The organism is Stenotrophomonas sp. Sm6012 (genome assembly GCF_030985895.1).
Classification (GTDB): Bacteria; Pseudomonadota; Gammaproteobacteria; order Xanthomonadales; family Xanthomonadaceae; genus Stenotrophomonas; species Stenotrophomonas forensis.
On sequence record NZ_JAPTFX010000134.1, the window covers coordinates 1 to 13,622 of the forward strand.

A 13,622-nucleotide genomic window follows, 5' to 3' on the forward strand; every position below is an offset into this window, starting at 1 on the left:
CCCGCGGGGGCGGGGCCGGGGGCACGCATCACTCAGCACAACAGCTGCAGCACGTCCAGGTCGCCGTCGGCGAGGAAGTCCACGCACAGGCCCACCAGCATCAGCACGCCGGCGGTACTGGCGCCATGGGCGATGAAGATCGAATGGGCCAGCGCGCGTGCGGACCGGCCCAGCTTCATGCACACCCGGGCCAGGCTGCGCAGGCGGCCACTGACCGCATGCACGTGCTCGCGCACCGGCGCCTGGGCGTCGCCCATCGCCTCGGCCATCATCGCCTGCAGCTGCTCGGGGCGGTCGGCGTAGTACTTGGCCACGCCATAGCCGAACATCAGCCAGTCGCGGGCCTGCGCCTCGGCCAGATCCATCACTTCCAGCGGGTCTTCCTCGAAGTCGATGAAGCCCACCTTCTGGCCATCCCAGGTGAGGTTGCGTGGCAGCGGCTGGCCGAAATAGGCCCCGCGCGCATGCGCCTCGGCGATGGCCTGCATCGCCGCCATCACCAGCCGGTCGCGACCGGCCTCATCGGCCTCGCGCAGGCAGGTATTGAAAGAACTTCCGTTGTCGCCGATCACCAGCGCCGCATGGCCGGTTCCCAGCACATCAGGCACGTTCACGCCCTGCGCGTGCAGCTCTGCGAGGCGACGGGCTTCGGTTTCGCGTGCGGCATCACCGCCGCGGTGCGGTGGCGGGCGCAAGGCGTCCAGATGGAAACGACGGGCAACAAAATTGAGCAGGCCCAGGGCCAGTGCGCGGCTTCCCTTGCCGTACTGCTTCAGCCAGGCGCGCTGCCCTTCGATGACGATGGGCTCAACCATGACAGGTCCTCCTTAAAACGCGTTACGGCCCCAGGGGGGCCGTAACGACAGACTTCACGTTGTCGTAACTTGCACTATCAATAGCGCAGCAGGGCCGAACCCCACGTGAAGCCGCCACCGAAGGCTTCCAGCAGCAACAGTTGGCCGCGCTCGACCTTGCCCGAACGCACCGCGGCATCCAGCGCCAGCGGCACCGAGCCGGAGGAGGTGTTGCCGTGCTTGTCGACGGTGACCACCACCTGGTCCATCGACATCTCCAGGCGCTTGGCCGTGGCTTCGATGATGCGCAGGTTGGCCTGGTGCGGAATCAGCCAATCCAGGTCGGACTTGTCCAGGCCGTTGGCGGCCAGGGTTTCGTCCACGACCGAGTCCAGCGCCTTGACGGCGTACTTGAACACGTCGTTGCCCTTCATGTTGATCGTGCCACCACCGTTGGCGCCGTCCTTGAAGCCGGTCGAGACACCCACCGGGTTCCACAGCAGCTCCTTCTTGCTGCCATCGGCATGCAGGTGGGTGCTGAGGATACCGGTCTCTTCGTCGGCCTTGAGCACGACGGCACCGGCGCCATCGCCGAACAGCACGCAGGTGGTGCGATCGTTCCAGTCGACCATGCGGGTCAGCGTTTCGGTGCCGATCACCAGCACGTGCTTGCAGTCGCCGGAACGGATGAACTTGTCGGCCACGCCCAACGCGAACACGAAGCCCGAACAGGCGGCGTTGACGTCAAAGGCAGGGCACCCTGCAACACCAAGCTTGGCCTGGATCAGGCATGCGGTAGAGGGGAAAATGAGGTCAGGCGTGGTCGTGCCGACCACGATCATGTCGAGCTGCGAAGCGTCGATACCGGCCGCTTCAAGTGCGCGCAACGCGGCCTGGTAGCCGAGGTCGCTGGTGGTTTCGCCTTCGGCCGCGATGTGCCGTTCACGAATTCCGGTGCGCGACTGGATCCACTCATCCGAGGTTTCGACCATTTTTTCCAGGTCGGCGTTGGTCAGGACTTTTTCCGGCAAATAGCTACCGGTGCCCGCGATCCTCGAATAGATCCGCTTGCTCATCATGTTTCCTGTTGCGCGGGCCGCCGATCACCGGCACGCCCGGGAAAGAAGGCAAAGGCCGCTGCCCGCAGGCAGCGGCCTTCCCGGCACATCAATCTTCTTCGACGGCCGAGGTCTTGGTCTGGATGACCTTCTTGCCGCGGTAGAAACCGTCAGCAGTGATGTGGTGACGCAGGTGCACTTCGCCGGTGGTCGGGTCGGTCGACAGCTGCTTGGCGCTCAGGGCGTCATGGGCACGACGCATGCCGCGGCGGGACGGGGTGACACGGGATTTCTGGACAGCCATGGGATTGCTCCAAACTCGGTTCGTTTTGCTTCGTCGTATCGTCGCGCAGGACGCCAGCGCCCAGCACACTTTCGCTTTCGCCGCAGCCGCCGACGACAATCCGGCTGCTATTGTTTCTTCAGTGCTGCCAACGCCGCAAACGGGTTGGCCTGCTTCGTTTCTTCTTCGCTCGGCGCCCAGTCCTTGTCGACTGCTTCGCCATCGGGCGACAGCGGTACAACCGGCACTGCCAGCACCAACTCGTCCTCGACCAGGTCCAACGGACGCAGCTGGCCGTCTTCCGGCACCAGCAACGCCTCGTACTCCTCCGGCAGGGACGATTCCTCGTCCTCGTCGCGGATCAGGCCAAGCCTCTGGGTCATCTTCACCGGCAACAGGAATCGCTGCATGCTGCGCTGACAGGTCAGCGGCAACGCGGTGTCGATGGTCAGTTCCACATAGGATACCCGCAGGACGTCGTCGCGACCGAATTCAAGCGAGTAGGCACACTCGCCGTCGGTATCTGCGACCAACCCCTGCAGGCGGGTCAATTCAGCCAGGGACACCTGACCGTCGAAGCGCCTTCGCGCTACAACCATCCGCCAGGCATCCAGCGTTTCGGGCACGTTCGCGGACATAAGCCGCTGAATACTAAGGATCGGGAGGGCCGGTGTCAAATGCCTGCCATACGGGCCTTGCCGCTGGCAGCGCGGGCGGCCAGACTGCCTCGCCCTGCCCCGGTATTGTCGCATGTCACTGGTCCTGGCCTCCACCTCCCGCTACCGCCGCGAACTGCTGCAACGGCTGGGCCTGCCCTTCGACTGCGCGCGCCCGGAGGTGGATGAAACCCCGTTGAACGGTGAAGCGCCGCTGGCCCTGGCCACACGCCTGGCTGCCGCCAAGGCCGCCGAGGTCGCCGCCCGGCATCCCGGTGCCTGGGTGATCGGTTCGGACCAGGTGGCCGACCTGAACGGGCAGCCGCTGGGCAAGCCGGGCACGGTCGAGGCGGCCTGCGCGCAGCTGGCGGCGATGTCCGGGCAGACGGTGCGCTTCCATACCGCCATCTGTCTCAGCCACGCCGGAGAATCGTTCACGGCCATCGACCTGACCGAAGTGCGCTTCCGCGCGCTGGAACAGGATGAGATCGCCCGTTACGTGGCTACCGAACAGCCGCTGGACTGCGCCGGCAGCTTCAAATGTGAAGGCCTGGGTATCAGCCTGTTCGAGGCAATCGACAACCGCGACCCGACCGCGCTGGTCGGCCTGCCGCTGATCGCACTGTGCGGGTTGCTGCGCAAAGCAGGTTTCGCAGTGCCGTAGAGTCGAGCTTGCTCGACTGCTTTTTCCTGTCCGCCGGCCCTCTGCCACAGAAGCAGTCGAGCAAGCTCGACTCTACAAAAGCAGGGATTTAACGAACCTCGAACGGTTGCTCCTGCCACTGCTCCACGCTGCCGTCGCGGCCATGCAGCCGCAGGCCCATCCAGTGCCGCCCCGGTGACAGCGTAGTCGTGTCCAGCGTGGCATCGAAGCCTACCGCCGGATGCTGCGGATCAGTGCTGTCCGGCCAGGTCTGGCGAACATCGAAGACACGGCCATAGCGTGCGTCGCCGATCGAGCGTCCATCAACCAGCACCTCGACACCTGCCAGGCCGACGCCGTCCTTGAAGGCCCATCCGCGGATGGCGAGCGTGCCGGACACTTTCTCGCCATTGGCAGGGGCATCCAGCCACGCCATCGCCGGGGTCACGCATGCCCCGGGCGCACGCTGCGGCGGCAGCCGGAACAGCAGGAACCGCTGGAATCCATGGTCACTGCTGACCACCCGCGGCGCAGGCAAGGGCCCCACCTGCTCGCAGATGGCGTGATAGCGCGCCAGCAGGTCACGGTAGCGCTGATCGCTGGGCGACAGCACCAGCAGCGTCGGCGCCGAACGTGTGCCCGCGTGCAGCAATTGCCACTGCACCAGCTGCGCGGTTCGCCCGTGCTTGTCATTGAGCGGGTGCGGCAGCACTTCGATGTCACCATCACCCAGCTGGAAGCCCAGCTCGGCCCCCACCTTGAAGTTGCCGGCCAGCACGCGCGTACCGGGCGGCATCTGCTGCAGCTCTTCGCGCACGGCGGCGGCCAGCGGCTGCCAGCCTGCGAAATTCCGCGGGTAGTACTTGCTGCCCGCCATCTGCTCTCGCAGCGATGGCGTGGAGGCCATCAGGTAATAGCCAAAGGCCAGCACCATGCCCGCGCCCGCCAGCCACCAACCGGTGCGGCGCAACCAGCGCGGCCAGCCATTGAGCACCACCGGCACCGCCACCAGCAGCGCCAGGTACCCGGGCAACGGCCAATGGAAACTGATGCGTTCGACGTCGGTGAAGAAGCCCAGCAGGAAAATACCCAGCGTGGACACGCCGCCCACCAGGCCGAAGTAACGCCATTGCACGCGCGTGCCGCCGCCGCTGCGGGTACCGGCCAGCGCCACCTTCCACATCGCCATGCACAGGATCGGAGTGACCAGCATCGGCTGGATCACCAGGAACCACAGCCCGTCCCATTCGAAGGTCCACGGATGGCGCTCGACCACCTGGAACTTCAGGCCTGCATCATGGTTGTCGGCATTCCACGCCAGCAGCGGCAGCCAGGCCAATACACCCACGGCCAACGCAACCCATACGCGCGGATCGGCGAGCATGCGCCGGCCCTTTGGCAGCGCCAGCAGGGCAATGAAGCCGACACCGATGACCCCGATGAAGCGATAGTGGCTGAGGGCACCGATCATCAGGCCCAGCGCCAGCTTCATCGCCGAAGAGGCATCCACGTTGTGCAGCAGGCGTGCACCGGCATGCAGGCAGATCACCGCCGCCAGTGCCATCGGCACATCCGGCACCGCCAGCAGGCCCAGCGTCGCCGACAGCGGCATCAACAGCGTGAGGCTGCCCGCCTGCCAGCCCGCCACGTTGCCGAACCACCGCGTGGCCGTGCGCACCACCAGCAATGGCAGCAGTGCACCAATGGCCAGGAACGGCAGTCGCAACGCCAGCACATGATGGCCGCCGATTTCCACCCCCAGCCGCGCCAGCCATGCGGTCAGCCCGGGCAGATCGGAATAGGCCGCAGCCAGATGCTGCCCTTCCTGCCAATAGAACGCCTCGTCGACGAACAATGGCAGACGCGCAGCCACCACCAGCTTGGCCGCTGTGACCAGCGTCCACAACCAGAGAAAAATCGCCCGCGCGCGCTGTTCGCCTTGCATTGCTCTATGGATAATCAAGTGGAATTCAGAACTGAGACGATCATGCCAGCTTCGTCCCCCAATCCCAGCATGCTAACCGATCAATTGCGTCAGGCCCTGCGGGAAGCACAGGATCAGGTGAACGCACTGGTGCTTGGCAAGGTGCCGGAAGTCAGGCTGGCGTTTGTCGCCCTGCTTTCCGGCGGTCACCTGCTCATCGAAGATCTGCCCGGGCTGGGCAAGACCACATTGGCACACGCACTGGCCAGCAGCCTCGGCCTCACCTTCCAGCGCGTGCAGTTCACCTCCGACCTGTTGCCGGCCGATGTGCTGGGCGTGTCGGTGTACGAGGCCGGCAGCCGTCAGTTCCAGTTTCACGCCGGACCGGTGTTCACCCATGTGCTGCTGGCCGACGAGATCAACCGCGCGCCACCGCGCACACAGAGCGCGCTGCTGGAGGCCATGGCCGAACAGCAGGTCACCCTGGATGGACAGACCCATCCGCTGCCCGATCCCTTCTTCGTGATCGCCACGCAGAACCCGGTGGACCTGTCCGGCACGTTCCCGCTGCCGGATTCGCAGCTGGATCGATTCCTGCTGCGCCTGGCGATGGGCTACCCCAACGCCCAGGCGGAGCGCGAGCTGCTGCGCGGAACCGATCGCCGTGACCTGATCGCACGCGCCGTGCCGAAGCTGGATGACACACAGGTCCGCGCGCTGCGTGAGGCGGTCGGTGCGATTCATGCCAGTGATGCGCTGGTCGACTATGTGCAGGCCTTGCTGACCCGCAGCCGCCAGCACGCGGGCGTACGGGTGGGTTTGTCACCGCGTGCCGGCCTGGCGCTGCTGCGCGCGGCCAAGGCGCATGCGCTGCTGCTGGGCCGCAGCCATGTGGTGCCCGAGGATGTGCAGACGCTGTTCGTGGCGGTGGCCGGGCATCGCCTGGTGGCCGAGGCCGAGTCCAGTTCGGGACCGGCACTGGCGCGGGCGATCCTGCAGACCGTCGCGGTGGACTGAAGGTGACCACACGCTGGGCTCGACTACGGCTGCTGGCACGTCCGCGCCGGCCCGAATCGCTGCCGCAGCGGCTCGACCGCCATCGCATCTATGTGCTGCCTACCCGCTTCGGGGTGTTCGTGGCCACCCTGTTGGCCGCGATGCTGCTGGGTGCGTTGAACTACAACAACAACCCGGCCCTGCTGCTGGCCCTGCTGCTGGCCGCCGCGGCGATCGCCAGTGCCATCGCCGCGCACCTGCAGCTCTCCGGTGTGCAGGTCGATGCGATCTCGGCCGAACCGGTTGCAGCGGGGCAACCACTGCGCCTGCGCGTGGACCTGTCGCTGCGTGATCCGCGTGCGCGGCATGGGCTGCACCTGCAACTGGGTGACAGCGAAGCCTGGACCTCACTGCCGGCACAGGGGCGTGGCGAGGTCGAGCTGGAGGTTCCCAGCGAGCGCCGCGGATGGCTGGAACTGCCACGCATCCGCCTGTCCACCACCCAGCCACTGGGGTTGGTGCGGGCCTGGTCGTGGGTGTGGCCGGAACAGCCGCTGCTGGTCTATCCGTTGGCCGAGGCGCTGGCCCCGGCGTTGCCTGAGAGCGGCAACGATCCACTGCACACGCGTGCCCATGCCAGTGGCGAAGAACTGCACCAGCTGCGCCCCTATCGCGCGGGCGACGCGCCACGCAGCATTTCATGGAAGCACTCCGCGCGCCGCGACAGCCTGCTGGTACGCGAGTATGAAAAACCGATCGGCATCGAAGTGATCCTCGACTGGCGCACGCTGGCGCCGCTGGGGCACGAAGCCCGCATCGCGCGATTGGCACGCTGGGTGGATGTGGCCGAGCGCGAGGGCCGGCGCTACACCCTGCTGCTGCCGGCGCATCCTGCGATCGGCCCTGGACAGGGGGCCGGCCACCACCACCTGTGCCTGCGCACGCTGGCGTTGCTGCCGCATGGCTGAGACCCCTGCCATGATCGATCGCAGCGCCCGCAGCTGGACCCTGGCCAGCGCGGCGCTGGCGCTGTTGCCGTTGCTGCTGCAGCTGCCGCCACTGTTGGCCGGCGTCATCGCAGCCACAGCGGTGGTGACTGCATTCCTGTCATGGCGGAAGGTGCTGCCGATGCCGGTACGCCTGCTGCTGGTGCTCGGCATGCTCGCCGCCATCGTCTGGCAGATGGGCATGGTGCGCCCCGGGCGCGATACCGGTTGCGCCCTGCTGGCCGCGATGCTGGCGATCAAGTCCAGCGAGCTGCGCAGCCTTCGCGATGCCCGCAGCCTGCTCGGCTTCGCGCTGTTCTCGCCGTTTGCGGCGTTCCTGCTCGACCAGGGCCCGCTGACAACCGTGCTGGCGGCGCTGGCAGGCATCAGCGCGCTGCTGGCCCTGCAACGCCTGGCCCAGGATGAAGGCCATGCAGGCCGAGTGCCGTTGTACGGGCAGTTGCGCGGCGTGGGTCGCCTGCTGGCGATCGGGCTGCCGCTGGCCCTGGCCTGCTTCTGGCTGTTCCCGCGCCTGGCGACGCCACTGTGGGGGGTCCCCGAGCGCGCCGTCGGCACCCCGGGGCTGTCCGACAGCATGGAACCGGGCCAGTGGCTGGACCTGATGGCCGACGACACCCCCGCACTGCGCGTGCAGTTCTTCGGTGCCGTACCCGAATCGGCGCAGCGCTACTGGCGTGGGCCGGTGCTGACCGCATTCGATGGACGACGCTGGATGCGCGACCCTGCCAGCGCGCGGCGGCCGCCCGCGGTGGTCGAGGCCGGCACGCAGCGCTGGGACTACCAGATCGATTACGAGCCGACCGACCGTCGCCAGCTGGTCGCGCTGGACCTGCCGGGCCAGGCGCCCGCAGGCAGCACGCTGGATGCGGACATGAGCCTGAGCAGCGACCGAGCGCTGGCCTCGCTCAGCCGCTGGCGGCTGCAATCGGCGCCACCACGGCGCTTCGACAGCACCTTGTCGCCGTATCTGCGGCGCGCGGCGCTGCAGTTGCCCGATGGCTTCAATCCACGCACCGCCACCCTGGCACGCCAATGGCGGCATGACGCAGGCAACGATGACGCGGCCATCGTCCGCCGCGCGCTGCAATGGATCACCACCGATTTCTCCTACACGCTGGAAACGCCGCAGGCCGGGCGCGACCCGGTCGACGAGTTCCTGTTCGGCTACAAGGCCGGCTTCTGCGAGCACTTCAGTTCCGCGTTCGTGGTGCTGATGCGCAATGCCGGCATTCCAGCACGGGTGGTCACCGGATTTGCCGGCGGCACCCGCAATCGCCTTGGCGATTACTGGGTCGTGCGACGGATGGATGCCCATGCGTGGGCCGAGGTATGGCTGCCGCAGCGCGGCTGGGTGCGGGTCGATCCCACCGCTGCGGTGGCGCCCGAACGCATCCTCGATACCCTCGATGACCGCCTGCAGGCTGGCACCGACAACCCGATGCAGCAGCGCTTGCTCGAGCTGGGGCAGATGGGCGACTGGCTGCGCCGCGGCTGGAACGATCTGGTGCTGTCCTTCGACGCACGCCGCCAGCAGCAGCTGCTCAAGCCGTTCGGGCTGGACGAGCTGGGCCCTGGTCAGCTGGCCGCCGGCTTCGTGATCGCCGCGTTGCTGGCCTTGGCCTGGATGGCCTGGCTGCTGGCCCGCGGCGAACGCGAACGTGATCCGCTGCTGCGCGCCTGGCACCGGCTGGGGCGACGCTATGCACGCCTCGGCCTGGCCCGGGAGCCCCATGAAACCGCGCGGGACTGGGCGCATCGGGTACACGCCCGGCGGCCCGACCCTGCCCTCCTCGCACTCAGCCAGCGTTTCGCCGACGCGCGTTACGCTGGAACTTGCACCGACCTCGCTTCATTATTGCGGGACCTGCGCAGGCATCGCCCGACTTCCGGAGCCTCCCCATGAACACCAAGTTCCTCCTCACCGCTGTGGCCACGCTGGCCCTGTCGGCCTGCGCCACGGCTCCCAAGCCGCTGCAGGGACAGTTCAGCCTGGTCTCTCCCCGCGACTCGGTCGCCACCCAGCAGGTCGGCACGCCGGTCCGTTGGGGCGGTCGCATCATCGAAACCAAGCCTGGCCAGGGCGAGACCTGCTTCCAGATGATCTCGCGCCCGCTCAACGCCAGTGGCCGCCCGAACACCACCTCGTCCGACGCCAGCGACGGCCGCTTCATCGCCTGCCGCGCCGGCTTCTACGACCCGGCTGTGTTTGAAGCCGGCCGCGACGTGACCTTCATCGGCAAGATCGACGGTTACCAGAACACCCGCATCGGCGACTACGACTATCGCCTGCCGAAGCTGTCGGCCGACGTGATCTACCTGTGGCCGGAACAGCGCCAGGTCGATGTGGTGCCCTACCCCTATGGTCCGTGGGGCCCGGGCCCGTATGGCCCGTACTGGGGCGGCTACGGCCGTTGGGGCTGGTGGTGATCGCCAGCCGGCATGCATGACGGAAAAGGCCGCCCTCGGGCGGCCTTTTTTCATCCACGCAGAGCGTGGACAGGGGATTCAGCGCCCGGGCGAACCGAAATGACCCAGCGGTCCACCGGCCAGCAGATGCATGTGGATGTGGAACACGGTCTGCCCGGCATGCTCGCGGCAGTTCATCACGATGCGGTAGCCGTCCTGGGCAAAACCCTCGCGGCGCGCGTACTCGGCCGCGGCCAGTGCCAGCTTGCCGATCAGGTGCGCCTGCGACGGCTGCAGGTCGTCCAGGGTCGGGATGATCTCGTTCTTCGGAATGAACAGCACATGCACCGGCGCCTGCGGCGCGATGTCCTTGAAGCCCAGCACCTCGTCATCCTCGTAGACGATGGTGGCCGGGATCTCGCGACGGATGATCTTGCTGAAGAGGGTTTCGGTGCTCATGGTCGGCCTCGGCGGGGATGTCTTCCGCATTGTAGGCCGGCCGCGCTGGAGCGTGCCCCGCGCATGCTCAATCGCGGAATTCGCTGCGCGTTCCGAACGCGTGCGACAGCGTGCCGCGGTCGACATACTCAAGCTCGCCGCCGAGCGGCAGCCCCTGCGCCAGGCGGCTGGGCTGCACCTTGCGCGCGCGTGCCAGCTGCGCCAGGTAGTGCGCGGTGGCCTCACCTTCGACGGTCGCGCTGGTGGCAATGATCAACTCCTGCACCTCGCCTTCGGCCAGGCGGTTCTCCAGCTGCTCCAGCCCAAGTTCGCGCGGACCGATGCCATCGAGCGGTGACAACCGGCCCTGCAGCACGAAGTAGACCCCACGGAACCCCGTCGCGTTCTCGATGGCCAGGCGGTCGGCCGGCGATTCGACCACGCACAGCTGGCTGCGTTCGCGGCTGCTGTTGGCACAGGTCGGGCACAGCTCGGTTTCGCTGAAGTCGCGGCACTGTGCGCAGTGGCCGATGCGCTCCACCGCCAGCGCCAGGGTCTCGGCCAGGCGCTGGCCACCTTCGCGCTCTCGCTCGAGCAGATGGTAGGCCATGCGCTGCGCGGTCTTCTGGCCAACGCCAGGCAGCACCCGCAGTGCGTCGATCAATTGTTCAAGCAGGGGTGCGGACACGGCGACAGGCTTTGTAGGGTCGAGCCATGCTCGACCGGGGGTTGGAGCAGTCGATGGCACCCGGCAACCGGGTGCCATATCACGCATCAGAACGGCAGCTTCATGCCCGGCGGCAGCTGCATGCCGGCGGTGGCCGACCCCATCTTCGACTTCGACTCGGCATCGATCTTGTTCGAGGCGTCATTGAAGGCGGCCGCGATCAGGTCTTCCAGCATTTCCGGGTCGCTGGCCAGCGACGGGTCGATGCGCACCTTGCGGCACTCCTTGGCGCCGGTCAGGGTCACGCTGACCATGCCGCCACCAGCACTGCCGGTCACTTCGATCTTGGCGATTTCTTCCTGGGCCTTCTGCAGGTTCTCCTGCATCTTCTGGGCCTGCTGCATCAGTTGGGCGATGTTTCCGCGCATGGTGTCTTACTCGTCAAAAGTACGGATGGAATCGGAAACAACCCGCGCGCCGTGCTGTTGGATCAGCACCTGCACTTCCGGGTCGTCCATGAAAACGGCCTCTGCCACCTGCTGCCGCTCGCCACGCTGGCGGTCCGCCCGCTGGTGCAGGGTCTCGGCCGGAACGTGTTCGGTTTCCACGGTCTCGACCACGATCTTCGGCGCCTGGCCAAGGGCCTTCTGCAGCATCTCGCCCAGGGCAGCCAGCGCGCGCTCGGAGCGCAGGTATTCAAATCCGGGCGAAAGGCCCAGTTTCAAGGTCCCGTGCTGGCAACTGATGAACGCCGCGTTGGCCGCCAACTGCCGCGAGGGGCCGCTGAGGCCGCTGTTGGCGACCAGATCCAGCCAGTCCTCGGCACTGGCCAGTTCGCTGACACCTTCCAGCGGCGCGGCGTCGAGCACCATCGCCGGCTCGGCCGGGGCGATGGCGATGCCTTCGGTGCGGAATGGGCGCTCCCGCTCGACAGGTTCCGCATCAGCAGGTACTGCTGCCGGGCTCGGCGGTTCCTGCCAGGGCGCCACCATGGCCGCGTCCGGGCTGGCCATCTCGACCGCCAGCGCCTCGTCGCGCGCCTCGGCCTCATCGGTAGCCCACGGCGGCAGGTCGTCGCTCGCTGCTGGCTCAGCCGGCGGCACCTGCGCTTCCACCTCGGCCTTCATCGGTGGCGGCTGCACGGGCTCTTGCACCGGCACCGGCTCGGGTTCCGGTGTCGGGTCCGGCTCCGGTTGCGGGGCCGGCTCAGGTTCGGGATCGGGTTCGCGCGGCGCGGCCTGCATCGGGGCAGCCACCTGTGCCGTCGCGGCCGGGCCTGCCGAAGCGGCGGCAGCGGCCGGCGTCGCCTCGTGGGTCCCGGCGCCGCTGCCACCACCGGCAACGTTGCCTCCTGCTGCACCTTCCACCGACTTCGGTACCGTCGGTACCGCGGCGGCCGGACGGAACGCCAGCATGCGCAGCACCGCCATTTCAAAGCCGGCACGCGGGCTCGGCGCCAGCGGCAGGTCACGACGACCGTTCAAGGCCATCTGGTACCAGAGCTGCACCACTTCAGGGCGCAGGCGCTCGGCAAAGGCGGTGGCATCCAGGCCTTCGGCAACCGCCGCACCCGGTACCAGCTGCTGCACCTGGATACGGTGCAGGCCTTCGGCCAGCGCTTCCAGCACGCCACTCCAGTCCGGCGAGAACTCGGCCAGCGCCGCCACCACCTGCAACAGGCGCGGGCCATCGCCCTCGGCCAGCGCATCGAGCATCGCCGCCACCTGGGTGCGGTCGACGGTGCCCAGCATGGTGCGCACCACGTCCTCGCGCAGCGCGCCGCCGGCATAGGCGATCGCCTGGTCCAGCAGCGACAGGCCGTCGCGCAGGCTGCCGTCAGCGGCCTTGGCCAGCTGCACGATCGCGCTGTCGTCGGCCTCGATGTCTTCCGCCGCCAGGATGCGGGTCATCTGGCCCTGGATCTGATCCTCGTCCAGGCGCTTGAGATTGAACTGCAGGCAGCGGCTGAGCACGGTCACCGGCAGCTTCTGCGGGTCGGTGGTGGCCAGCAGGAACTTGACGTGTTCCGGCGGCTCTTCCAGCGTCTTCAGCAGCGCGTTGAACGCCGCCTTGGACAGCATGTGCACTTCGTCGATCAGGTAGACCTTGAACTTGCCGCGCGACGGCATGTACTGCGCGTTCTCGATCACCTCGCGCACGTCATCCACGCCGGTGTTGGACGCGGCGTCGATCTCCAGCAGGTCGATGTAACGGCCGGCGTCGATGTCCAGGCAGGCCGCGCACTGGCCACACGGGTCGGCGCTGGTGCCCTGCTCGCAGTTCAGCGACTTGGCGAAGATGCGCGCGATGGTGGTCTTGCCCACGCCACGCGTACCGGTGAACAGGAACGCATGGTGGACCCGGCCACTGTCCAGCGCATTGCTGAGCGCGCGGACCACGTGTTCCTGGCCCACCAGCTCGGCAAAACGCTTCGGACGCCACTTGCGGGCAAGGACGAGATAGGACATCAGGCCACCGTCTTCCATCGGATGTTCCATTGTGCCATGCCTGTCCAGCCCCCTCGCCCCCGGCACGCCCTTCGCCGGTTCCTGACCAGGGTGCTTGTGAAGTGCCGCGCGGCCCGCTAGAATCTGCGCCCCTGCTGAGGCGTTTGCCGATGGCAGGGATCCGGAGAGGTGTCCGAGTGGTTGAAGGAGCACGCCTGGAAAGTGTGTAAGCGTCTAAACCGCGCTTCGGGGGTTCGAATCCCCCTCTCTCCGCCAGACAAATAAAAAAGGCCGCCCTTCGGG

The 13,622-nt window shown here is 67.3% G+C and carries 14 protein-coding genes and 1 tRNA gene; 6 read left to right on the forward strand and 9 right to left on the reverse strand.

Features of this window, described 5'->3' with window-relative positions; genetic code table 11:
- Nucleotides 1–32: 32 nt before the first annotated feature.
- From O0J73_RS18090 to O0J73_RS18105, 4 genes are all read right to left on the reverse strand, one after another.
- On the reverse strand, nucleotides 33–815 hold the full coding sequence (locus O0J73_RS18090; RefSeq protein ID WP_308309301.1) for a serine/threonine protein phosphatase: 783 nt from the start codon (nucleotides 813–815) through the stop codon (nucleotides 33–35).
- 77 nt (nucleotides 816–892) lie between these two features.
- The gene (locus tag O0J73_RS18095; protein ID WP_004154642.1) at nucleotides 893–1,870 is read right to left on the reverse strand and encodes a beta-ketoacyl-ACP synthase III; all 978 of its coding nucleotides are present in this window, start codon (nucleotides 1,868–1,870) and stop codon (nucleotides 893–895) included.
- 91 nt (nucleotides 1,871–1,961) lie between these two features.
- The gene (gene rpmF / locus O0J73_RS18100; RefSeq protein ID WP_004154640.1) at nucleotides 1,962–2,156 is read right to left on the reverse strand and encodes a 50S ribosomal protein L32; all 195 of its coding nucleotides are present in this window, start codon (nucleotides 2,154–2,156) and stop codon (nucleotides 1,962–1,964) included.
- Between the two features lie 107 nt (nucleotides 2,157–2,263).
- Nucleotides 2,264–2,773 (reverse strand): YceD family protein, encoded by a 510-nt coding sequence (locus tag O0J73_RS18105; RefSeq protein WP_049457624.1) that lies wholly within the window; start codon nucleotides 2,771–2,773, stop codon nucleotides 2,264–2,266.
- A gap of 112 nt (nucleotides 2,774–2,885) precedes the next feature.
- On the opposite strand from O0J73_RS18105, the gene O0J73_RS18110 reads away from it, so the two are divergent.
- Complete coding sequence (locus O0J73_RS18110; protein ID WP_308309302.1) at nucleotides 2,886–3,455, forward strand: Maf family nucleotide pyrophosphatase; 570 nt, start codon at nucleotides 2,886–2,888, stop codon at nucleotides 3,453–3,455.
- Nucleotides 3,456–3,543: 88 nt separating this feature from the next.
- On the opposite strand, the gene O0J73_RS18115 is transcribed toward O0J73_RS18110, so the two are convergent.
- Nucleotides 3,544–5,379: a glycosyltransferase family 39 protein gene (locus tag O0J73_RS18115; protein WP_308309303.1), complete on the reverse strand. Its 1,836-nt coding sequence runs from the start codon at nucleotides 5,377–5,379 to the stop codon at nucleotides 3,544–3,546.
- A gap of 42 nt (nucleotides 5,380–5,421) precedes the next feature.
- Here O0J73_RS18115 and O0J73_RS18120 point away from each other — a divergent pair, with 42 nt between their 5' ends.
- Genes O0J73_RS18120 through O0J73_RS18135 form a run of 4 tightly spaced genes read left to right on the forward strand, consistent with a single transcriptional unit; the run spans nucleotide 5,422 to nucleotide 9,788 of the window.
- Nucleotides 5,422–6,375, forward strand: a complete 954-nt coding sequence (locus tag O0J73_RS18120; protein ID WP_049457627.1) for an AAA family ATPase — start codon at nucleotides 5,422–5,424, stop codon at nucleotides 6,373–6,375.
- Between the two features lie 2 nt (nucleotides 6,376–6,377).
- Nucleotides 6,378–7,322 (forward strand): DUF58 domain-containing protein, encoded by a 945-nt coding sequence (locus O0J73_RS18125; RefSeq protein WP_004154635.1) that lies wholly within the window; start codon nucleotides 6,378–6,380, stop codon nucleotides 7,320–7,322.
- Entirely contained in the window at nucleotides 7,315–9,264 is a 1,950-nt protein-coding gene (locus O0J73_RS18130) for a DUF3488 and transglutaminase-like domain-containing protein (protein WP_197563608.1), read from the forward strand. Before O0J73_RS18125 ends, O0J73_RS18130 begins: the two co-directional genes overlap by 8 nt.
- Entirely contained in the window at nucleotides 9,261–9,788 is a 528-nt protein-coding gene (locus O0J73_RS18135) for a Slp family lipoprotein (protein WP_008265847.1), read from the forward strand. Before O0J73_RS18130 ends, O0J73_RS18135 begins: the two co-directional genes overlap by 4 nt.
- Before the next feature lie 78 nt (nucleotides 9,789–9,866).
- On the opposite strand, the gene O0J73_RS18140 is transcribed toward O0J73_RS18135, so the two are convergent.
- From O0J73_RS18140 to dnaX, 4 genes are all read right to left on the reverse strand, one after another.
- The gene (locus O0J73_RS18140) at nucleotides 9,867–10,226 is read right to left on the reverse strand and encodes a histidine triad nucleotide-binding protein (RefSeq protein WP_133933945.1); all 360 of its coding nucleotides are present in this window, start codon (nucleotides 10,224–10,226) and stop codon (nucleotides 9,867–9,869) included.
- Nucleotides 10,227–10,293: 67 nt separating this feature from the next.
- Nucleotides 10,294–10,893, reverse strand: coding sequence for a recombination mediator RecR (gene recR, locus O0J73_RS18145; protein ID WP_008267969.1), 600 nt, complete (start codon nucleotides 10,891–10,893; stop codon nucleotides 10,294–10,296).
- 86 nt (nucleotides 10,894–10,979) lie between these two features.
- Nucleotides 10,980–11,300, reverse strand: coding sequence for a YbaB/EbfC family nucleoid-associated protein (locus O0J73_RS18150; protein WP_004154630.1), 321 nt, complete (start codon nucleotides 11,298–11,300; stop codon nucleotides 10,980–10,982).
- A 6-nt stretch (nucleotides 11,301–11,306) separates the two neighbouring features.
- Nucleotides 11,307–13,358 carry a DNA polymerase III subunit gamma/tau gene (gene dnaX, locus O0J73_RS18155; protein WP_308309304.1) on the reverse strand — a complete coding sequence of 684 codons (2,052 nt, stop codon included), beginning with the start codon at nucleotides 13,356–13,358 and terminating at the stop codon, nucleotides 11,307–11,309.
- Between the two features lie 144 nt (nucleotides 13,359–13,502).
- Here dnaX and O0J73_RS18160 point away from each other — a divergent pair.
- Nucleotides 13,503–13,595: transfer RNA gene (locus tag O0J73_RS18160), tRNA-Ser, on the forward strand.
- The last annotated feature ends 27 nt before the right edge of the window (nucleotides 13,596–13,622 follow it).

What these genes read in the sequence shown, in the direction of transcription:
- dnaX (WP_308309304.1), bottom strand. Translation starts at nt 13,358, where the DNA reads ATGGAAGACGGTGGCCTGATGTCCTATCTCGTCCTTGCCCGCAAGTGG.
- O0J73_RS18110 (WP_308309302.1), top strand. Translation starts at nt 2,886, where the DNA reads ATGTCACTGGTCCTGGCCTCCACCTCCCGCTACCGCCGCGAACTGCTG.
- O0J73_RS18090 (WP_308309301.1), bottom strand. Translation starts at nt 815, where the DNA reads ATGGTTGAGCCCATCGTCATCGAAGGGCAGCGCGCCTGGCTGAAGCAG.
- O0J73_RS18105 (WP_049457624.1), bottom strand. Translation starts at nt 2,773, where the DNA reads ATGTCCGCGAACGTGCCCGAAACGCTGGATGCCTGGCGGATGGTTGTA.
- O0J73_RS18150 (WP_004154630.1), bottom strand. Translation starts at nt 11,300, where the DNA reads ATGCGCGGAAACATCGCCCAACTGATGCAGCAGGCCCAGAAGATGCAG.
- O0J73_RS18135 (WP_008265847.1), top strand. Translation starts at nt 9,261, where the DNA reads ATGAACACCAAGTTCCTCCTCACCGCTGTGGCCACGCTGGCCCTGTCG.
- O0J73_RS18095 (WP_004154642.1), bottom strand. Translation starts at nt 1,870, where the DNA reads ATGAGCAAGCGGATCTATTCGAGGATCGCGGGCACCGGTAGCTATTTG.
- O0J73_RS18120 (WP_049457627.1), top strand. Translation starts at nt 5,422, where the DNA reads ATGCCAGCTTCGTCCCCCAATCCCAGCATGCTAACCGATCAATTGCGT.
- O0J73_RS18115 (WP_308309303.1), bottom strand. Translation starts at nt 5,379, where the DNA reads ATGCAAGGCGAACAGCGCGCGCGGGCGATTTTTCTCTGGTTGTGGACG.
- O0J73_RS18130 (WP_197563608.1), top strand. Translation starts at nt 7,315, where the DNA reads ATGGCTGAGACCCCTGCCATGATCGATCGCAGCGCCCGCAGCTGGACC.
- rpmF (WP_004154640.1), bottom strand. Translation starts at nt 2,156, where the DNA reads ATGGCTGTCCAGAAATCCCGTGTCACCCCGTCCCGCCGCGGCATGCGT.
- O0J73_RS18140 (WP_133933945.1), bottom strand. Translation starts at nt 10,226, where the DNA reads ATGAGCACCGAAACCCTCTTCAGCAAGATCATCCGTCGCGAGATCCCG.